Here is a 19,066-nt window from a genome sequence, read left to right as displayed (position 1 = left end):
CCAACCCGCCTCCTTGCGCTGGCTCTCTCCTCCCAACCATTCGTGTTACGCCAGCGTCACGTCAGCCAACACCTTCAAGAAGAAAGGCTGACCCGATGCTGAGAAAGATCCCCCTGGCCATTGCATTGGCTTGTTGCCAGGGCTGGTGTTTAACCGCTGGCGCGACTGGCAGCGAAGGCGTCCCGGATACCCGTGGCCGACTCGACGATATTACCGTCCATGACGACCATGTTCCCGATGACATCGCGGCTACCGTCACTGTCGTCACGCGCGAAGACCTCCAGGAAAAAAGCGCCCGTAACATCAAGGACGCACTCAGGGACGAGGTGGACGTGATGGTGCGCACCCGACCTTCGAACTTTTCAGCGACGCGTTCAGCGACCGGCCGCGCCCGCAATGAAGCCATCAACATTCGCGGCATTGAAGGCAACCGGGTGCTGATCGTGCAGGATGGCATCCGCCTGCCCAACAGTTTTTCATTCGGGCCCGCATTTCAGACCGGGCGCGGCGACTATTGGGAGATCGACAGCTTCCGCAAGATCGAAATTTTGCGCGGCGCCAATTCAACCCAATACGGCGCCGATAGCCTGGCCGGGGTGGTCAGCGTCACCACACTGGGGCGCGCGACCTGATCGGCACGGGCAAAAGCACAGGCGGCTTCATGCAGTCGTCCTATGCACAACAAGACAATTCCTTCAACCACTCAGCCGGTGTCGCCTTTGACGACGATCGCTGGCAGGGCATGTTCATGGGCAGCCTGCGCAGCGGTCACGAGACCTGGTCACAGGAAAATAACCAGAGCCCCAATAGCAACCGCACCGCGCCCAATCCGGTCAATATGGAAAGCCGCTACTACCTGTCCAAGCTGGGGTTCAAGATGAATCCCGCCAATCGCCTGCAAGCCACGCTGGAGAACCTGAACCTGCAAGTCGATACCAATGCCTTAAACCAAGTCTCGCCGACACCGGTTTTCCGGGCCACGCGCTCGATGCATGCCTATGACACGACCAAGCGCAAACGCCTGTCGCTCGAATATTTCCACGATGGGAGCGAGACAGACTGGCTGAGTCGGCTGCATGCGCATCTGTATTGGCAGGATTCGAGTATTCGGCAATTGACGAAGGAAAGCGTGTTTGGGCCCGTTCCTACTGGTTCGTTCTTGACGGATTTTCTTAATAATTGGTTTTTTGAAAAACAAGGCGCCTTCCTCGGCGCCGTTGCGCCACCGCGCACAGTTCAGCGCCTGCGCGACAATCGATATAGCGACAAGACCATCGGTTTTAATATCGTGGCCGATACCCATTTTCGGGTCGGGCAGACCAGCCATGCCCTGCGCCACGGCTTGGATGTCAGCTATTCCAACATCGCGATGACGCTTGGAGGAACCGTTCCGGGAAGCGGACTGCACTTTCCGCAAAAAGTCTCCCCGGACAGCAGCTATCTGCTGGCAGGCGGCTTTGTTCAGGATGAGATATCCATCTCACAGTTCAAGATTATTCCGGGATTGCGTTACGATTTTTTCCGTCTGGTGCCGGACGAGTCTTCCTTATCGGCCCTCGACAAGAAAGAACTTGCAACCAGAAAAGCCTCGTTTGCAACGCGCAGCGACTATGCCTTCACGCCGCGCCTGGGGCTGATCTGGGAGCTTGCGCCGGCCTTTGCGCCCTATTTTAATTATGCCCGGGGATTTCGCGCCCCCACGCCGGAACAACTGAACGCCAACTACTTCCATCAGTTGCCGTTTTTCACTTACATGTACTCGGGCAATCCCCATTTAAAACCAGAAAAGGTAACCGGTATAGAGCTTGGCGTACGCGGTGCCAGCAAAGGATTTCGCTACTCGCTGGCGTCATTTACAAGCCGCTATCGCGATTTCATTCAGAACCGGGTCGTCGGCGACAGGATTGATGTGGGCGCGCTCCAGGAATGGAAGAGCGTCAATGAAAACCGGGCGCATATCCGAGGATTTGAGGCCAGAAGCGAATGGGATATCAATGCCGCATGGCGAACCAATGCCGCCATCGCTTATGCACGCGGCGATGTAGAAGAATCGATATTCGGCCGGCCAACGGCCTGGGGGCAATCCATTCCCGTTGTCGGCAAGCGCTGGGTGCCAATGAACTCGATCCAGCCGATGCGCGCCATCATCGGCGCGCGCTACCGGCAGGCCGGCTGGGGTGCGCATGCCAACCTGGAGCATGCCTGGGGCAAGGCAAGGAGTCGCATCGCTGGCGATGCCTCCAACAGCACCGCCAAGATGGCGCAGCCTTATTCGGTGATCAATGCCGGTGCTTGGATGGCGCCTTTTCCCGGTTTTACCGTCAGGCTCAATGTGGAGAACGTCTTCAATGCCTATTATGCGCGCTGGTCCGATATCGGCCCGGAGGATGCGACTTCCAACAATAGCCAAAGCACCAACGCAATCCGTTACGCCACGGCCCCGCCTCGCAGCCTGCAGTTGACCTTGCGGTATACCTATTGATCACAAGACGTTCCCATGAACGCCATCATTGAACGCACCGCTCTGCTCTCCTTCCGTTTCAACATCGGGACGGCTGGCCTGCGCAGACTGATGCCGCCCCCGATGGAAAAGGGCCAGCCGTTCGCCAGCCACTACATGTTCGCATCCGCCAATTGAGATGGCGGGCAAAGGCAGGAGACAATAATCCAAGCACATGGGGGAATCCGTCTCCCGTCATGCCTTATCTGCATAGGCCGCAAAAACCTGCCGCGCTCGGCGCCGCCCTTCCATGCACGCTAAGCATGAACGCCGCCCTTCCCGGAGCGCATACTGGCAGGTATCGGACGACATGTCCGGCCCACCAACGCAAAGGAAACACCATGGTTCCCCTCATCGAAGGCACCCGCTCGTTCGGCATCATCGGCGGGCTCGGCCCGCTGGCCAGCGCCGACGTTTTCTTCAAGCTGATGAAAGCCATGGCGGCGCACGGCAATATCGAACAGGCCGATGTCGTGTTCGAGCAGCATCCGTTTCGCGGCAGCGGTTCGACCAGCGCCGCCACCACCGAGCGCAAGCTGTATGTGTTCGACATGATCCGCGATTTCGAACGGCGCGGCGTCGGCGCGGTGGTGCTGCCCTGCTTCCTCAGCCATACCTTCCTCGACGAACTCAAGGCCAACACCACGCTGCCCATCGTCGACCTGATGGAGGCGCTGCGCAGCCACGTGCGCCGCATCCACCCGCAGGCCGCCCGCATCGGCGTGCTGACCTCGGACTACACGCGCGCCAGCGGCCTGTTCGAACGCTACTTTCCCGCGCCGGCCTTCGATGTGATCTATCCCCGCATGCCGCAGGGCCGCGACGCGGTGACCGAGGCGGTCTATGGCGAAGGCGGCATCAAGCAAGGTTCGCTCACCGGCAAGCCGTTGCAGTTACTGACTGAGGCGGCGCAGGATCTGGTGGCGCAAGGCGCGGACCTGATCCTGCCCGGCCTCACCGAAGTGGCGCTGGTGGCGCATGCCATCGGCACGCTGCCGGTGCCGATCGTCGATGCCAACCAGGTCTATGCGCAATGCGTGGCCGATGGCCGGCGCGAGACGTCGGCCAAGCCGTTCAAGATCGGCGTGGTGGGTGGCGTGGGGCCGGCGGCCACGGTGGATTTCATGCAAAAGATCGTGCGCAATACGCCGGCCGAACGCGACCAGGACCATATCAAGGTGCATGTGGAACAGAACCCGCAGATCCCCGACCGCACCGAGAACCTGGTCGGCCAGGGGCCCGACCCGACCATCGCGCTGTACGCCACCTGCAAGAAACTGGAGGAAGGCGGCGCCGACCTCATCGCGATTCCCTGCAACACTGCGCACGCCTACGTCGAGCGCATCCAGCCCAGCCTCTCCATCCCTATCGTCAACATGCTGACGGTGACGGTGGAAAGCATCCGCGCGCGTTTTCCTGAGCTGAAGCAGGTCGGCCTGCTGGCGACCTCGGGCACCGTCGGCAGCGGCGTCTACCGCCGCGCGCTGGAAGAACAGGGACTGGAACAGCTGACGCCCTCGCCGGCCATGCAAGAGCGCGTGATGAACGCCATCTACGGCCGCGAAGGGGTCAAGGCCGGTTATACCGAAGGCCAGTGCCAGGACGACATCCGCGCCGGCCTGGATGACCTGGTGCGGCAAGGCGCCGACGTGGTCATTTTGGGATGTACCGAACTGCCGCTGCTGCTGCCGTACCCGCAACTGGAGCACGGCAGCGGCAAGACCGTCGTCCTGGTGGATCCCACCGATACGCTGGCGCGGCGCTGCGTGGCGTATGCGGGGACAGCAACGGAATAAAACGAAATCGGCATTACCAGGCGGCCAGGATGCCGCCCTTGAATTCGGTTTCGATGAACCGCTTCACTTCATCCGACTGGTAGGCCTGCACCAGCCTGGGCAACCAGGGCTGCGCCTTGTCCTTCTCGCGCACGGCGATCAGGCAGGCATAGGGGCTGTCCCCGTTCTCCACCACCAGGCTGTCCCTGGCGGGATTCAAACCGGCCTTGGCGGCGAAGTCGGCGTTGATCGCGGAGGCATCCAGATCGTCCAGCGTGCGCGGCAATTGCCCGGCATCGATTTCGACGAATTTCCACTTCTTCGGATTCTCGACGATGTCGATGGGCGTGGCATTGGTGCCGGTCAGGGCATCGATGCCGGCGCGCAGCTTGAGCGCGCCATGCTTTTGCAACAGCAGCAGCACGCGGCTTTCATTGGCCGGGTCGTTGGGGATGCCGATCTTGGCACCGGCGGGAATGTCTTCCAGCTTGCGGTACTTCTTGGAATAGACCGCCATCGGCCCGATCATGGTCTTGCCCTCGGCATACAGCTTGTAGCCGCGCGCCTTGATCTGCGCATTCAGGAACGGACGGTGCTGGTAGCTGTTGGCGTCGAGTTCGCCGGCATCGAGCGCCGCATTGGGCTGGATGTAGTCGTTGAATTCGATGATCCTGATCTTGTAACCCGGATTGTCGCGCTCGAACACGCGCTTGACCGCTTCGAAGATCTGCGCATGCGGGCCGCTGGTCACGCCGACCTTCAGCACCTTGTCCTGCGCCCGGGCCGGCGCATGCATCGCCAGTGCCGCCGCCAATGCCGCCGTCAATACGGCGCCCGTCCATCTCCTGATCCATGTCGCCACTGCGTGTTTCATCCTTTGTCCCCGGCAAGAAAAACAGCCAATGTAACGACGGCCCCGTGGCAGTGGAACGAATCTTTTCCCGCTTGTTTATGTCCGCAGCGACTAAGCGCGCAGCAGATCCGCCTGCGGTTCCCGCGATGCCGCCGCTCCCGCGATCAGCGCACGGCATCGCGGCCGGAGAAGGATGCTTTCAGGCCGCCGATGTCGAGCAAGGGCATGGCATTCCCCTCGTTGGCGCAACGCGCCCTCAGGCGGTCACACCGGTGCGGTAGCCGGCGCCGACATGGCGCGCGGGCAAGGTCGGGGCGCCGCGAAACAGTTTCTCGCGCAGCGTGCCGGCAGCGTAGTCGCGCTTGTAGGAACCGCGCTCCTGCAGCACCGGGATCACCAGATCGACGAAATCCTCGAAGCTCTCGGGCGTGACCGTGCGCGTGAGGTTGAAGCCGTCGACGCCGGTATCGGCCATCCAGGCCTCCAGCTCATCGGCCACCTGGGTGGGCGAGCCGACCATGGTGGCGTAGCGCCCGCCCAGCTCAAGCTGTTGCAGCAGCTTGCGCTTGGTCCAGTTGAGTTCGGGGTTGGTCACGGTCTTGACCAGCGATTCGATGGAATTGGTCTTGGCCGCGCGGATCGGCTCATCCAGTTCATATTGCGAGAAATCGATCCCGGTGCCGGCCGAGAAATGTGCCAGCCCGGCTTCCGGACTGGCATAGCTGGCGTATTCGCGGTACTTGTCGCGCGCGGCCTGTTCGGTGGCGGCGGTGACCACGGTCAGGCCCATGAAGATTTTCACGTCGTCCGGGTTGCGCCCTTCGCGCGCGGCGCCTGCGCGGATGCCCTGCACCAGCTTGCGGGCGGCATCGCGCGTCTGGCTGGAGATGAACACGCATTCGGCATGGCGGGCGCCGAAGGCCTGGCCGCGCCCCGACGAGCCGGCCTGGTACAGCACCGGCGTACGCTGGCGCGACGGTTCCGACAGGTGGATGCCCTCGACGCGGTAGAAGTCGCCGCTGTGCCTGATCTTGTGCACCCTGGACGGGTCGGCATAGACGCGGTTGGCGCGGTCGCGCACCACGGCGCCGTCTTCCCAGCTGCCTTCCCACAGCTTATAGACCACCTCCATGAACTCGTCGGCGCGGTCGTAGCGCTGGTCGTGTTCCAGCTGCTCGGTCAGGCCCATGGCGCGCGCAGCGCTGTCGAGGTAGCCGGTGACGATGTTCCAGCCGACCCGCCCCTTGGTGAGATGGTCGAGCGTGGACATGCGGCGCGCGAACAGGAACGGCGCCTCGTAGGTCAGGTTGGCGGTGATGCCGAAGCCGAGGTGTTCGGTCACTGCGGCCATGGCCGGGACCAGCAGCAGCGGATCGTTCACCGGCAACTGGATCGATTCGCGCAGCGTGATGTCGGCCGACTGCTGGTAGACATCGTAGACGCCGACGATATCGGCCAGGAACAGGCCGTCGAACTTGCCGCGCTCCAGCAGTTGCGCCAGGTGCGTCCAGTAGCCGATGTCGGTGTAGTCCTGCGAGCGGTCGCGCGGGTGCGTCCACAGGCCGTGGTTGATGTGGTTCACGCAGTTCATGTTGAATGCGTTGAGCCGGATTTCCTTCTTGCTCATGTTCCCTCTCCTGCCGCGCAGGCGTCAGCTCAATGGCGACATCGCCGCCGGCCGCCGATAGTCGGCCTGGCGTCTCTCACAGCGCGCCGTGGCGTGGCGGCTTCTTGCCGTTCAGGTAGAAATTGCCGATGGCGTGGTACTTCCAGCGCACCGGGTCGTGCAGCGTGTGGGTACGCGCATTGCGCCAGTGGCGGTCGAGGTTGTGTTCGGCCAGCGTCGATTGCGATCCGGCCAGTTCGAACAGCTTGCTGCCGGCCGCCAGCGAGACTTCGGTGGTCAGCACGCGCGCTTCGGCCACGGCAATGGAGGCTTCGGCCACGCTGTCTTCGGTAGGCGCGGCGGCAGCCGCGTCCACCTTGTGCCCGGCGCGCTGCACCAGCGCTTCGGCGGCATGCAGCTGGATGGTCAGGCCGCCCACTTCGCGAATGGTGAGCGGATCGTCGCCGGCGCGTTCGACGCCGCTGTCGATCCAGGGGCGCGAACGCGTCTGCACGAAGGCGATCAGGTCGCGGTAGGCGGCGCGCGCGATGCCCAGGTCGATGGCGGCGTGCTGGATCTGCGCCATCGGGCCGATCTGGGTCGGGCGCGTGAAGGCGGCGGCGAAGCCGATCACGGCATCGGCCGGCACGTGCACGTTGTCGAACACGGCGCTGCCGCTGCCGGTGGTGCGCTGGCCGAAACCGGACCAGTCGTCGATGATGGTCAGGCCCGGCGCGTGGCGCGGCACGATGGCCAGTTGCTGCACGCCGGCTTCATCAATCACCGAGGTCGGCACCCAGTCGGCATACAGCGCGTCGGTGGCGTAGAACTTGCGGCCGTTGATGCGGTAGCCGGGGCCGTTCGGATCGCGCGTGAGGCTGGTCTTGCGGTCGTGCGAAGTCTTGGTGCCCAGCTCGGCCAGCGCGTTGCCGAAGCGGTCGCCTTGCAGCACGCGCTCGAAGAAGAAGCGCTTCTGCGATTCGTTGCCGTTGACGCGGATCAGCTCGACCGCATAGAAATGGTTCTGCGGGATCTGGCCGATGGAGCCGTCGCCCGAGGAAATGGTGGCGATCACTTCGGCCAGCGTGCCGTAGGAGACGCCGGCGCCGCCGTATTCCCTGGGCACGGTGATACCCCACAGGCCGGAACGCACGTAGCGCTCCAGTTCGTCCCAGGGCAGCTTGCGCTCACGGTCGCGCAGGGCGGATTCGCGCGCGAAGTCTTCGGCCAGCTTGCGCGCCACGGCCAGCGCCTCGGCGTCGTCGCGGATGCGGGCGACGATGCGCGGGGTGGCGGAAGCCGGGGACGACGGCAAGGAATCGGGCGCGGTGGCGGTGGGGGCAGTGGGAGCTGCGGTCTGGGTCATGGCGTTTCTTCGGACAATGGTCAATAGGCGGTTGGTGACGGCGGAGCGCTTCAGCTCCACGAATGGCGCGGCGGCGGCGTGCCGTTCAGGGCGTAGTTGCCGACTGCGTGATATTTCCAGCGCACCGGGTCGTGCAGCGTGTGCACGCGCGCATTGCGCCAGTGGCGGTCGAGATTGTGGGCAGCCAGCGTGGACGCCGAGCCGGCCAGTTCGAACAATTTTTCGGACGCCAGCAGCGCCAGCTCGGTGGAGAGCACCTTGGCTTCGGCCACGGCCACCGAGGCTGCGGCCATCTGCTCGAAGCTGATGGCCTCGGGCAAAGCGTCCAGCACGCCGGCGGCGCGTTCCAGCAGTGCGTCGCTGGCGTGCAGGCGCAGCTTCAGGTTGCCGATGTCGCGGATGATGTAGGGATCGTCGGAGGCGCGCTCGAAGTCGCTGTCGGCGTAGGGGCGCGAGCGCGTGGTCACGAATTCGATGGCGTCGCGCACCGCCGCATGGGCGATGCCGGCGTCGATGGCGGCCTGGATCAGTTGCGATACCGGGCCAATGTTGTTAGGTTGCTTGAGCAAATCCTTTACATGCAGCACCTGCGATGCCGGCACCCGCACGCGGTCGAACACCACGCTGCCGCTGGCGGTGGTGCGCTGGCCGAAGCTGGACCAATCGTCGACCACGCACAAACCCGGCGCGTCGGCACGGTTGTAGACGAACAGCGGATCGCCGCGCCCGTCGATGGCGCGGCTGGGAATCCAGTGCGCATACAAGGCGCCGGTGGAATAAAAGCGCGTGCCCGTCAGCAGGTAGCTGCCATCGCCGGCCTCGTCGTCAGGCACGGCGCGGGTGCGTACGTCGAGCACGTTCTTGCTGTTGCGTTCCGGCCCGGCGTTGCCGAAGCGGGCGCCGTCCAGGGCCTCGCCGAAGAAAAAGCGTTTCTGCTCTTCGCTGCCAGCATTGGCGATGACGTTGAGATTGCCGAAATGGTTTTGCGGAATCTGGCCGATCGACGGATCGGCGGCGGAGACGATCTTGAAGACCTCGGCCACCGTGGCCCACGAGGCGCCGATGCCGCCATAGGCGCGCGGCACCGAAATGGCCCACAGCCCGCTATGCGAGAAGCGCTCGATCTCCTCGAACGGCAGGCGGCGTTCGCGGTCGCGCCCGGCGGCGCCCTGGGCGAATTCCTGCGCCAGCGCATGGGCGACTTGCAGCGCCTGGGCCTGGCTGGCGATGCGCTGGGCGGTGCGTTGGGAGAAGCGCCGCACGCTGGGTGCGCGCAAGGCGTCGATGGCCGCTGACATGAAACAATGATCCTTCCTGAAATGGCCGGTGCGGCCCCGATGTGGGCGCACCAGGGCGGAGGATCATTAAAGCAAAGCGCGGCGTTGAGCAGAACGAAGCATTTCGCATGTGCTTGCTTGGTTTTCTCATGCTGCGTTTTCCGCGCAAGCATATGCGCGGCGCATCGGCCGGCGCGCCCCCGCCGTCAGAACTGCATCTGCACGCCCAGGCTGAACATGTTGCGGCGGAAATCGCTGTAGGCGATGTTGGAAGGATTGTCGATATTGGTGTACTGGGCGCGCACCACCATGTTGCGCCCGACGTAGCGGCTGATATCCCACAGCGCCGACAGCGAAACCACCGTCTGGCGGTCGGTGCGCGGTTCGGCGAACAGCGCCATGGTCTGGTCGTAATGCACGTCGGTATAGCTGAGGTTGGCGCCCAGCAGCAGATCCGGGGCGATGCGGTACTGCAGGTAAGCGCTCGGCCCCGACAGCCGGCGCGAATAGACCGCCGCGCTGGCTTGCTCGCGCTGCCACAGGTACTCCCCGCCGACCTGCAGTTGCGGCGTCAATTGCGCCAGCGCGCCGAACCCGCCTTGCCAGGCATCGGCATTGCGGTTGGCGTCGGTGTGCACGGTACGTTTGGCGTAGCCGCCGGTGGCGGTCAGCGATACGGTATCGGTCACGCTGCGCGCCATGCGCCCGGTCACGCCCGGCGCGCTCTCCTGCAAACGGCCGTCGAGCCGCGTGTAGCGCACATTGGGCTGGAGGCTGGCGGCCCACGCCTTGCCGGTATAGACCAGGGCGGCCGCCAGCGTGGTGGTGTCGTTGTTGTAGTCCTGCCGCTCGACATAGCCGGTGCCGAACCAGGCGCCCTGGAACAGCAGGGAAAAGCGGCCGTCCAGCGGTATGCCGTAGCTGGCATTGAGCCCCATCGCCGCGCCCGCCGACTTGTGCGGCATGGCGTCCTCGACCAGATCGAAGGTAACCGGAATGCCGCCGATGATGGCCGGCACACTGCGCGAGACCGGCCCGGCGTTGATGTTGTCGTCCCAGGTCAGCCCCATGTAGACCTGCAGCGACCAGGGCTTGGCCTTGTTGGCGGCATTGACGACATTGGCGGCCAGCGCCGCCGGGTCGTTGGCGCGCAACTGCGCGGCGGCGGTTTCAAGCTGGTCGCGCTGCGCACCGGCACTTTGCCCGGCGGCGGCGCTCAGCATGGCCGATGAATCCTGGCTGCGCCCCATGGCCAGGTACAGCCCGGCCAGCTCGACCTTGACCGTCGGATCATCAGGCGCCAATGCGATGGCCCGGCGGTAGTAGCCCTCGGCCGCCTCGCGCTCGCGCAGGGCCGATGAGCAACGCGCCAGCAGGCGCACCCGCTCGGCCTCGGTATCGGCATCGGGAAGGCTGCCCTTGAGCAGGCGGCACGCCATCTCCGGCTGTCGTTCAGACAGCAGTTTGCGCGCGAAGGCGATTTCCAGCAGCGCCTGCTGGCCGATCTCCCGTTGGCGCGCTGTCGCGGCATCGGCGGCCGGCCCGGGGACCTGGGCCTGGGCCGGCTGGCAGGCCGCCAACACCGCGGCAACCGGAAGCGCGCTCAACGCGCGGCCAAAGAAGCGGGAACGAAGCAAAGGCATGGCAACGAAAGAGAAAGGAAAACGGGGCCAATCGCGGCGACGCCGGGCAGCGGCGCTCATCGCCGCGCCTGGAAGTTGCCGTTGCCGGTCAGCGTGGCGGCGGCATTTTGCATGCTCCACTGCCCCGCCATCTGCTCGGCCGCCGGGCCGTAAAGCACGCCATTCATCACATAGCCGCTCACGGCCTGGCCGCCATAGGTGCCGGACATGGAGCCGCCGATGTAGCCGCCCATTTGCGTGAGGGTGAAACTGGTGCTGCCCTGGCCGCCGGCAAACGTCATGCTGCCGGGAATGCTGGGCGCCATGCTGTGTATCGTCGAGAAGTCGACCATGGCCTGGAATGTGCCGCTGACTGCCGCGCCATTGTTGAGCGTGCCGCTGACGTTGCCGTTATAGGTCGCCACCAGGTTGGTCGGCCAACTGGCCATCGGCGTCACCAGGCCCGCCGTGACATATTCATAGCTCAGCTGTTGCGACTGTTGCGACGACTGTTGCGATTGTGCGGCGGCGACGGCCGAAAGTTGCCCGGCTCGCTGCAAGGCATCTTGCATGGAGGAAGATAGCGCGCTGGCATGGGAAGACGCGCTGGCTATCGTCGCTGCGGCAGCGGCAATGAGCGTTTGCGTATTGGCGACGGTGCCCGTGACCGCTATCGCGCCGGTGGTGACCGCTATCCCCGCATCGGGCGCCTCCGCCAATTGCGCCTGTGCCTGCTGGTCGCCCTGTCCGGCGCTGAGATAGGCCGCCAGGGTGCGGCGATCCGGCAGGTGCTCAGCAGCCTGTTCCGGCTGTTTCTGGATCGCTTCCTGCGGTTGCTGCTCGGCTTGTTCGAACTGCTTCCCAACCGGTTCTTCCTGTTGCTGCCGGGTTTTCTCCAGCAGCTTCTGCGTCAACTCCTTTTCCTTTTCGGTCAACTCTTGCTGCATCAGCTTGGTTTTTTCCGATTCCTGCTGCTTCTGGGTCTGCTGTTGTTCCTTGATTTGCGCCGGCTGCTTCTGGACCAGCGCCAGCTCTTGCTGTTTCTGCTTGGTTTGCAGCATCAGCTTGTGCAGCAGTTCCTGCCGGCTTTTCTCCGACTCCTGTTTCTGGAGCTGGCCCAGTTCCAGCTGCCGCTGCGCCAATTCCTTCTGCAGTTCTGCGGCGGGGCGTTCGGTTTCCGGCTGGAGCGCGCCCGGCTTGACGGGCTGGATCGTCGGCAGCGATAGCGGCGACACCGATGGCGGCGGCGTCGCTGCAGGAGCGGCGAACTGCTCCTGCACAAGCTGCTGCCGCAAGGCTTCGATCTGGCTGTAGACAGCTTGCAGCGACGCTTCGTTGAGCGACTGTGCCTGTGCGAGGGTACTGGCCAGCAAGGCGAGCATGCCGGCGGCGCAGGCGGCCGGCCGGCCATGCACGGCACGCGGCAAAGGGAAACGATGCGGTACGGGCATGGCACAATGCCGAACAAGCTTTCGGCCAATGTTGGAGAGCCCCCATGCTAAGAGCCGGCCATCTCCCGGTAAATACTGCATATGCAGTATTTTGTGCGCGCCGCCAACGCCTTACTATCGAGGCAGCGCACTGGAACGCAACACATAGGCCGTCACTTCGGCGACATTGTGCAGGGACAGTTTCCCCATCAGATTCTGGCGGTGCTTGCGCACCGTCAGCACGGAGAGATTGAGTTTCTCGGCGATATCGCTGCTGGACTGGCCGCGCGCGATCATCGCCAGGATCTGCTGTTCGCGCGCCGTAATCGGCGCCTCTTCGGGGGCGGGCGGCAGTGCCGACCGTTGCGCCAGGCCCTTGCTGAGATAGACGATGCCCGACAGCACCAGAGCGATCGCATATAGCAGTTCCTCTGCATTCTCGTGCTTGAGCACGTAGCCGTCGGCGCCGGCCTCGAAGGCCGCCTCGACCGATGCCGCGCTGGGACTGGCGGTGAGGATCAGCACCCGCGTGCCGCCGTGCCCGGCCTTGATCTTGCGGGTCAGTTCCACGCCGTGGCAACCCGGCAGGTCGAGATCGAGCAGCAACAGGTCGGGCCGATTTTCCCGCACCAGGCGTTCGACCTCGTCGCCGTGGCCGGTATCGGCCGCCACCCGCAGATCGGGCCTGGTGGAAATGAGCAGTTTCAAGCCATCGCGAATGATCGCGTGGTCTTCCGCCAGTACGATGGTTTTCATTGTTGCTCCCCGGTCGACGCAGCCCCTTTGTGTGCGCCGATATTACAATAAACCCGATGCCTTGCCCGCGGGAAAATACCCTGGCATTGCCGCCGCCACCATTGCATAAGAACAATGACAACCCTGCTCCCGACCTCGGACCGCGCTGTCTATCTCGAACTGGTCAACACCCTGTATCGGCAGTCGCCGCCGATCTTCCTGGGCAATATCGCGGTGGCCAGCCTGACGGTCTTCCTGCTGTGGGGCCAGGTGCCGCATGCATTGCTGCTCGGCTGGGCGGGAGCGATCTGCCTGGTCACGGCGATCCGCATCGCCATGGTCTGGCGCGACCTGCGCGGCGGCGCGCACCTGCCGGCGACGACATCGGCGCGCTGCTGGCGCTACGTGGCATGGGCCGGCATCTCGGGCTGCCTGTGGGGCGCGATGGGGCCGCTCTTCTTCGCGCCGGACAATACCGTCATCACCGTCTATACCTGCATCGTGCTGGCCGGCATGACCGGCGGCTCGGTCGCTTCGTTGTCGTCGTTCTGGCCGGCCTACTATGCCTATGCGTTGCCGACCGTGCTGCCGTTCGCGCTACGTTCGTTCGCCCATGACACGCCGCTGTTTTCGGTACTGGGCGTGCTTTCGCTGTTCCTGCTGGGCGTCAACCTGGCCTATAGCCGGGTGATCCAGCGCACCGTGCGCGACGCCATCGCGCTGCGCTTCGAGAACACGGCGCTGATCCGCCAACTGACCGAGGAAAAGGAGCGCGCCGAACTGGCCAACCGCAGCAAGTCGCAATTCCTGGCCGCCGCCAGCCACGATCTGCGCCAGCCCACGCATGCGCTGGGCCTGTACATCGCCGCCTTGCGTATGGCAGCACAGGCCTCGCAGATCGAACGCGCCACGATCGAAACCCTGGCCGAACGGCTGCAGTCGGCACTGCTGGGCATGTCGCAGCTACTGAATGTGCTGCTGGATATTTCGCGCCTTGACGCCGGCGTCATCCAGGTCGAACCGCGCCGCCTGCGCCTGCAGGAGACATTCGACGCCCTGGAAAACCAGTTCGCCCAGGCCGCCGCCGCCAAAGGCCTGCGCCTGAAAGTGCGCCCGACCCCGGCCTGGATCGACACCGACCCGGTACTGCTGCAGAACGTCCTGGCCAATCTCCTTTCCAATGCGGTGCGCTATACCGAACGGGGCCGCATCCTGCTGGCTTGCCGACGCCGCCGCGGCCTGCTGGAGATATGCGTGATGGATACCGGCATCGGCATTGCCGCCGACCATTTCGACAGCATCTTCCGCGAGTTCTACCAGGTCGAGAACATCGCGCGCGATCGCGAACAGGGCCTGGGGCTGGGCTTGGCGATCGTGCAGCGCACCGCCGACCTGATCGGCGCCCGCATCGCGCTGCGTTCGGCGGTCGGCCAAGGCTCCTGCTTTTCGGTGAGCCTGCCATGCCGACATGAACCGGCCGCCGGTCAGGCCAGCGCGCCGGCCGCGCCGCACCGGCCGGACATAGCCCGGCGCACGGTGCTGGTGGTCGACGACGACAAGCAAGTGCTCGACGGCATGTCGATCCTGCTAGCCAGCTGGGGGTATGCCGTGCTGGCCGCGCGCTCGCGCGAACAGGCGGTGGGCGTGCTGGCCGATGGCACGCCGGAGCTGGTGCTGACCGACTTCCGGCTGGCCGCGGGCGTCACCGGCATCGACGTGATCCGCGCCGTATCGATGGCGCTGGGAAGCGAGGTGCCGGCCATCATCGTCACCGGCGACACTTCGCCGCAAGGCATCGGCCTGGCCAGCGCCAGCGGCTTCCCGGTGCTGCACAAGCCGCTGGACCCGGCCGCACTGCAAGCCGCCATCGCCACCCAGTTAGGTACGCAGCCATACCGCCTGGCCTGAAAGGGGCCGCCGGCACCGCCGGCGCCTTTGCAGTAAACTCCCCGGGATCAAAAATACGATAAAAAACCTCAAGGGAAGAGACACATGTTCCAAACCGACCGTACCCCCGATTTCAAGACCGTGCTGCTGGCCAGCGGCGTGGTGCTCACGCTGGCCATGGGCGTGCGCCATGGGTTGGGCTTCTGGCTGCAGCCGATGTCGCAGGCGCATGGCTGGACGCGCGAGACCTTCTCGCTGGCCATCGCCATGCAAAACCTGATGTGGGGCGCTATCGGTCCCTTCGCCGGCATGGCCTGCGACCGTTTCGGCACGGCGCGCGTGATCGTGCTGGGCGCGTTCCTGTACGCGGCCGGACTGATGTGGATGGCGCTGGTGGCGCAACCGGCGCTGTTCGTGGTGGGCTCGGGCGTGCTGATCGGCGCGGCGCTGGCCTGTACCGCCTTCGGCGCGGTGAGCGGCATCGTCGGCCGCAGCGCGCCGCCGGAAAAACGCTCCTGGGCCTTCGGCATTTCTTCCGCGGCCGGCTCCTTCGGCCAGTTCATGATGATGCCGGTGGAGCAGCAACTGATCTCGCTGGCCGGCTGGCAACAGGCGTTCTTCTGGCTGGCCGCGCTGGTGCTGGTGGCGATGCTGCCGATGGCGATGCGCCTGCGGGAGCCGCCGCTGGTGAAGGCGGCGCAAGAGCAAAGCATCGCCGAGGCGGTGCGCGAGGCGTTCGCCTACCGTCCCTTCCAGCTGCTGGTGGCGGGCTACTTCGTGTGCGGCTTCCAGGTGGTGTTCATCGGCGCGCACCTGCCCTCCTACCTGAAGGACAAGGGCATCATGGATCCGAATGTGGCGGTGGTGGCGCTGGCGCTGATCGGCCTGTTCAACATCTTCGGCTCCTACTACGCCGGCAAGCTGGGCGGCCTGCTGCCCAAGCGCTTCCTGCTGGCGGGCATCTATTTCTCGCGCACGGTGGCGATCGCGCTGTTCCTGGCCGCGCCGCTGTCGGCCTGGTCGGTGTATGTCTTCGCGGCGGCGATGGGGCTCCTGTGGCTGTCGACCGTGCCGCTGACCAACGGCATCGTGGCCGGCATTTTCGGCGTGAAGCACCTGTCGATGCTGTCAGGCTTCGTGTTCTTCTCGCACCAGGTCGGCAGCTTTCTGGGCGTGTGGCTGGGCGGCTGGCTGTTTACCCGTGAAGGCAGCTATGACACGGTGTGGGCCATCACGCTGGCGCTGGGCATCTTCGCCACGCTGATCAACTTGCCGGTGCGCGAGCAGGCGATTGCCCGCCCGCTGGCGGTGAACTGAGTGGAGAACTTTGCCGTGGCCAGACGCTCTGAGCATGTTCGCGCCGGACGCTGGCGACGCCTGTCGCTGGCGCTGGCCGGCGCGGGCGTGCTGGCGGCGATATTTCTTGCCTACCTGCAACCGGCATTCATCGTCGACCTGGCGAACCGGATTTACCTGTGTTTTTAGACAGTAGTGCAGCCGAATTGCGCTAGAATGGGCCGATCCGCTCCCATGCGCCGTCACCAACAAGAAACCCATGCTCTCCCTCACCGACCTCGAACAAGCCATCAACTACTGGCGCCAGCAGCGCCCCGCCACCGGCGAGGAATGCGCGCTGTCGCCCGAGGTGAACGCGCTGGCCGACCTGTACGCGATGATGATCTACGACCACCGCCATGAAGTGGCGCTGGACGAAATGGGCACCCAGGCGCGCCAGCTGGTGGAGTCCTGGCAAGGCACGCGCGCCTGAGCTTGCCCTGCCCCATATTTCTTTCACTCCGCCGCACATCCTCCCTCTGTAACCGCGCTATGCTAGAACCCCGCTGGCGGATTGGCAGCGCGGATGTCTACTGAACGTTTCCGTTTCCGCCCGATCTTTTCCTGAGAGATTTCAAAAGGAAGGAACATGCGCAAGATCCCCGAGCAGACAGCCCCTGCCGGCCGCCGCAAGGCGGTGCCGGCCAGGCCCGCCGCGCGCTCCCGCGACCAAGCCGAACCCGGCAAGCCCCGGGTGGCTCTGGTGCTGCAAGGCGGCGGCGCGCTGGGCGCCTACCAGGCCGGGGTCTACCAGGCCTTGCATGAGAACGGCCTGACGCCGGACTGGGTGGTCGGCACCTCGATCGGCGCCATCAATGCCGCCATCATCGCCGGCAACCCGCGCGAGACGCGCATCGCGCGCCTGCGCGAGTTCTGGGAAACGGTGGCCCATCCCGACCTGTTCGACCTGCAGCATCTGCCCGACAACCTGCGCCTGCTGTCCACCCGGCTGACCACGCTCGATACCTTCATGCGCGGCGCGCCGGGCTTCTTCCGGCCGCGCCCGCCCAACCCGTTCGCCCTGGGCCTGCCGGTGCCGCCCGAGGACGCCAGCTTCTATAGCACCGCCGAGCTGCGGGAGACGCTGGCGCGGCTGGTCGACTTCGAGTACCTCAACCGCAAGGCCGGCATCCGCATGACGGTCAGCGCCGTCAAGGTGACGTGCGGCACGCTGGTCAAGTTCGACTCCGCCACCCGCCCCATCGGTCCCGAGCACATCATGGCCAGCGGCGCGCTGCCGCCGGGCTTCGCGCCGGTGCGCATCGACGGCGAGCTGTACTGGGATGGCGGCTTGTATTCCAACACCCCGCTGGAAGCGGTCCTCAACGATGAGCCGCGCATGAATACGCTGTGCATGATGGTCGACCTGTGGCATGCCGACGGCCCCGAGCCCACAACGCTGGAAGAAGTGCAGACGCGCGAAAAGGATGTGACCTTCGCCTCGCGCTCGCAGCGCCATATCGATGCCTATCTCAAGCAATACCAGTTGCGCCGCGCCGCGCACGACCTTTACCAGCGCCTGCCGCCGGTCATGCTCACCGCCGCCGACCGCAAGATGATGGCCGAGCTGGGCGCCGACACCACCATCCACATCGTGCGCCTGCCCTATGCCGGGCGCGACTGGAACATGGCGTCCAAGGATGTCAATTTCGGGCGCGGATCGCTGCTGTGGCGCTGGGACCAGGGTTACCAGGATGGCCTGCGCGGTATCGAAGTCAGCGCCGGCTGCCAGTTTGAGTCTTCCGAGGCGGGCATTGTGGTGCATGAGCTTCCGACCGGCGAAACCCGGGTGAAAGTGTCCGAACGTTCGTCTTGATTGGCCGCAAAGCCGCGCCGGGATTGGGCGTCGCATATTTTCGACGATGTTACAAATTATTTTGTGCGGCGCACAAAATTCACTTGACCTCCCCAAAGAAGTGCATAAAATAGGAATTGTTGCGGCGCACAAATCATGATTGTTGGTTGATTCTGGTCGAAAGCCGCTGTGGAAGGCCGTTTGTTTATCCATACCGGCTGTTCGTTTAGTGCATCAAATCGTCATTAACATCAAGGAGATGAACATGTTTTCGTACCAAGATCAGTTTTCCGCCGCCACCAAATCCAACCTGCAAGCCCAGCTGGATCTGATCAACACCCTGACCGCCAAGGCTTTCGAAGGCGTGGAAAAGATCGTCGAGCTGAACCTGTCGGCCACCAAGGCTTCGCTGGAAGAATCCGCCGCCGCCGCCAAGCAACTGGCCGCTGCCAAGGACCCTCAGGAACTGCTGGCGCTGGCCGCCGCGCAAGCCCAGCCGGGCGCTGAAAAGGCTGCCGCTTACGGCCGCCACCTGGCCGGCATCGTTTCGGCCACGCAAGCTGAATTCACCAAGGCTGCCGAAGCCCAGGTCGCCGAAACCAGCCGCAAGGTCGGCGCCCTGATCGACGAGATCAGCAAGAACGCGCCCCCGGGTTCGGAACAGGCGATTTCGCTGCTCAAGGCGACCCTGTCCAACGCCAACGCCGGCTACGAACAGCTGACCAAGAGCACCAAGCAAGCCGTCGAAACGCTGGAAGCCAACCTGAGCAACGCCGCCAAGCAATTCACCGCGGTTGCGGAAAAAACGGCTGCGACTACCCGCTCCAAGAAGTAATCGGCAGGCAAGCGACAGCGACAAGCAACAACACGCAGACACGCAGCAGT

At 64.5% G+C, this 19,066-nt stretch carries 17 protein-coding genes; 10 read left to right on the top strand and 7 right to left on the bottom strand.

Annotated elements, in window-relative coordinates; translation table 11 throughout:
- Window positions 1-95: 95 nt before the first annotated feature.
- The 4 genes from FB598_RS18640 (at window position 96) to FB598_RS18630 (ending at window position 4,296) form a co-directional block, all read left to right on the top strand.
- On the top strand, window positions 96-632 hold the full coding sequence (locus tag FB598_RS18640; protein ID WP_183405894.1) for a TonB-dependent receptor plug domain-containing protein: 537 nt from the start codon (window positions 96-98) through the stop codon (window positions 630-632).
- 29 nt (window positions 633-661) lie between these two features.
- The gene (locus FB598_RS18635; protein ID WP_141917545.1) at window positions 662-2,482 is read left to right on the top strand and encodes a TonB-dependent receptor domain-containing protein; all 1,821 of its coding nucleotides are present in this window, start codon (window positions 662-664) and stop codon (window positions 2,480-2,482) included.
- Between the two features lie 15 nt (window positions 2,483-2,497).
- Entirely contained in the window at window positions 2,498-2,638 is a 141-nt protein-coding gene (locus FB598_RS20815; protein WP_183405895.1) for a hypothetical protein, read from the top strand.
- A gap of 203 nt (window positions 2,639-2,841) precedes the next feature.
- Window positions 2,842-4,296: an aspartate/glutamate racemase family protein gene (locus tag FB598_RS18630; RefSeq protein WP_141917542.1), complete on the top strand. Its 1,455-nt coding sequence runs from the start codon at window positions 2,842-2,844 to the stop codon at window positions 4,294-4,296.
- 13 nt (window positions 4,297-4,309) lie between these two features.
- Here the strand turns inward: FB598_RS18630 and FB598_RS18625 are convergent, their stop codons facing one another.
- The 7 genes from FB598_RS18625 to FB598_RS18595 all read right to left on the bottom strand — a co-directional run bounded on the left by FB598_RS18625 (window position 4,310) and on the right by FB598_RS18595 (window position 13,185).
- On the bottom strand, window positions 4,310-5,149 hold the full coding sequence (locus FB598_RS18625; protein ID WP_141917540.1) for a MetQ/NlpA family ABC transporter substrate-binding protein: 840 nt from the start codon (window positions 5,147-5,149) through the stop codon (window positions 4,310-4,312).
- Window positions 5,150-5,384: 235 nt separating this feature from the next.
- Window positions 5,385-6,755, bottom strand: a complete 1,371-nt coding sequence (locus FB598_RS18620) for an LLM class flavin-dependent oxidoreductase (RefSeq protein WP_141917537.1) — start codon at window positions 6,753-6,755, stop codon at window positions 5,385-5,387.
- A 76-nt stretch (window positions 6,756-6,831) separates the two neighbouring features.
- Window positions 6,832-8,100 carry an SfnB family sulfur acquisition oxidoreductase gene (locus FB598_RS18615; RefSeq protein WP_141917535.1) on the bottom strand — a complete coding sequence of 423 codons (1,269 nt, stop codon included), beginning with the start codon at window positions 8,098-8,100 and terminating at the stop codon, window positions 6,832-6,834.
- Between the two features lie 50 nt (window positions 8,101-8,150).
- Complete coding sequence (locus FB598_RS18610; RefSeq protein WP_141917532.1) at window positions 8,151-9,398, bottom strand: SfnB family sulfur acquisition oxidoreductase; 1,248 nt, start codon at window positions 9,396-9,398, stop codon at window positions 8,151-8,153.
- A gap of 185 nt (window positions 9,399-9,583) precedes the next feature.
- Entirely contained in the window at window positions 9,584-10,984 is a 1,401-nt protein-coding gene (locus FB598_RS18605; protein ID WP_141917530.1) for a surface lipoprotein assembly modifier, read from the bottom strand.
- A gap of 92 nt (window positions 10,985-11,076) precedes the next feature.
- Window positions 11,077-12,450, bottom strand: coding sequence for a hypothetical protein (locus tag FB598_RS18600; protein ID WP_141917527.1), 1,374 nt, complete (start codon window positions 12,448-12,450; stop codon window positions 11,077-11,079).
- 114 nt (window positions 12,451-12,564) lie between these two features.
- Window positions 12,565-13,185, bottom strand: coding sequence for a response regulator transcription factor (locus tag FB598_RS18595; protein ID WP_141917524.1), 621 nt, complete (start codon window positions 13,183-13,185; stop codon window positions 12,565-12,567).
- A 114-nt stretch (window positions 13,186-13,299) separates the two neighbouring features.
- Here FB598_RS18595 and FB598_RS18590 point away from each other — a divergent pair, with 114 nt between their 5' ends.
- The 6 genes from FB598_RS18590 (at window position 13,300) to phaP (ending at window position 19,016) form a co-directional block, all read left to right on the top strand.
- Window positions 13,300-15,072, top strand: a complete 1,773-nt coding sequence (locus tag FB598_RS18590; RefSeq protein ID WP_141917522.1) for a hybrid sensor histidine kinase/response regulator — start codon at window positions 13,300-13,302, stop codon at window positions 15,070-15,072.
- 84 nt (window positions 15,073-15,156) lie between these two features.
- Window positions 15,157-16,368 carry an MFS transporter gene (locus FB598_RS18585; RefSeq protein WP_141917519.1) on the top strand — a complete coding sequence of 404 codons (1,212 nt, stop codon included), beginning with the start codon at window positions 15,157-15,159 and terminating at the stop codon, window positions 16,366-16,368.
- A gap of 15 nt (window positions 16,369-16,383) precedes the next feature.
- The gene (locus tag FB598_RS20810; RefSeq protein WP_183405900.1) at window positions 16,384-16,536 is read left to right on the top strand and encodes a hypothetical protein; all 153 of its coding nucleotides are present in this window, start codon (window positions 16,384-16,386) and stop codon (window positions 16,534-16,536) included.
- A gap of 70 nt (window positions 16,537-16,606) precedes the next feature.
- Window positions 16,607-16,819 carry a DUF3717 domain-containing protein gene (locus FB598_RS18580; protein WP_050468602.1) on the top strand — a complete coding sequence of 71 codons (213 nt, stop codon included), beginning with the start codon at window positions 16,607-16,609 and terminating at the stop codon, window positions 16,817-16,819.
- 156 nt (window positions 16,820-16,975) lie between these two features.
- Window positions 16,976-18,202, top strand: a complete 1,227-nt coding sequence (locus tag FB598_RS18575) for a patatin-like phospholipase family protein (RefSeq protein ID WP_141917517.1) — start codon at window positions 16,976-16,978, stop codon at window positions 18,200-18,202.
- Between the two features lie 244 nt (window positions 18,203-18,446).
- Complete coding sequence (gene phaP, locus FB598_RS18570) at window positions 18,447-19,016, top strand: TIGR01841 family phasin (RefSeq protein WP_141917514.1); 570 nt, start codon at window positions 18,447-18,449, stop codon at window positions 19,014-19,016.
- Window positions 19,017-19,066 lie beyond the last annotated feature (50 nt).

This window comes from Herbaspirillum sp. SJZ106, assembly GCF_006715495.1.
In the GTDB taxonomy this organism is placed as follows: Bacteria; Pseudomonadota; Gammaproteobacteria; order Burkholderiales; family Burkholderiaceae_D; genus Herbaspirillum.
The sequence above is the reverse complement of the archived record's forward strand: the minus strand, read 5'-3'. Positions and strand labels throughout refer to the sequence as shown.

Excerpts from the sequence above, each read along its gene's own strand:
- FB598_RS18585 (WP_141917519.1), top strand. The coding sequence starts at position 15,157 with ATGTTCCAAACCGACCGTACCCCCGATTTCAAGACCGTGCTGCTGGCC.
- FB598_RS18590 (WP_141917522.1), top strand. The coding sequence starts at position 13,300 with ATGACAACCCTGCTCCCGACCTCGGACCGCGCTGTCTATCTCGAACTG.
- FB598_RS18640 (WP_183405894.1), top strand. The coding sequence starts at position 96 with ATGCTGAGAAAGATCCCCCTGGCCATTGCATTGGCTTGTTGCCAGGGC.
- FB598_RS18615 (WP_141917535.1), bottom strand. The coding sequence starts at position 8,100 with ATGACCCAGACCGCAGCTCCCACTGCCCCCACCGCCACCGCGCCCGAT.
- FB598_RS18595 (WP_141917524.1), bottom strand. The coding sequence starts at position 13,185 with ATGAAAACCATCGTACTGGCGGAAGACCACGCGATCATTCGCGATGGC.
- FB598_RS18625 (WP_141917540.1), bottom strand. The coding sequence starts at position 5,149 with ATGAAACACGCAGTGGCGACATGGATCAGGAGATGGACGGGCGCCGTA.
- FB598_RS18575 (WP_141917517.1), top strand. The coding sequence starts at position 16,976 with ATGCGCAAGATCCCCGAGCAGACAGCCCCTGCCGGCCGCCGCAAGGCG.
- FB598_RS18630 (WP_141917542.1), top strand. The coding sequence starts at position 2,842 with ATGGTTCCCCTCATCGAAGGCACCCGCTCGTTCGGCATCATCGGCGGG.
- FB598_RS18620 (WP_141917537.1), bottom strand. The coding sequence starts at position 6,755 with ATGAGCAAGAAGGAAATCCGGCTCAACGCATTCAACATGAACTGCGTG.
- FB598_RS18610 (WP_141917532.1), bottom strand. The coding sequence starts at position 9,398 with ATGTCAGCGGCCATCGACGCCTTGCGCGCACCCAGCGTGCGGCGCTTC.
- phaP (WP_141917514.1), top strand. The coding sequence starts at position 18,447 with ATGTTTTCGTACCAAGATCAGTTTTCCGCCGCCACCAAATCCAACCTG.
- FB598_RS18600 (WP_141917527.1), bottom strand. The coding sequence starts at position 12,450 with ATGCCCGTACCGCATCGTTTCCCTTTGCCGCGTGCCGTGCATGGCCGG.
- FB598_RS18635 (WP_141917545.1), top strand. The coding sequence starts at position 662 with ATGCAGTCGTCCTATGCACAACAAGACAATTCCTTCAACCACTCAGCC.
- FB598_RS18580 (WP_050468602.1), top strand. The coding sequence starts at position 16,607 with ATGCTCTCCCTCACCGACCTCGAACAAGCCATCAACTACTGGCGCCAG.
- FB598_RS20815 (WP_183405895.1), top strand. The coding sequence starts at position 2,498 with ATGAACGCCATCATTGAACGCACCGCTCTGCTCTCCTTCCGTTTCAAC.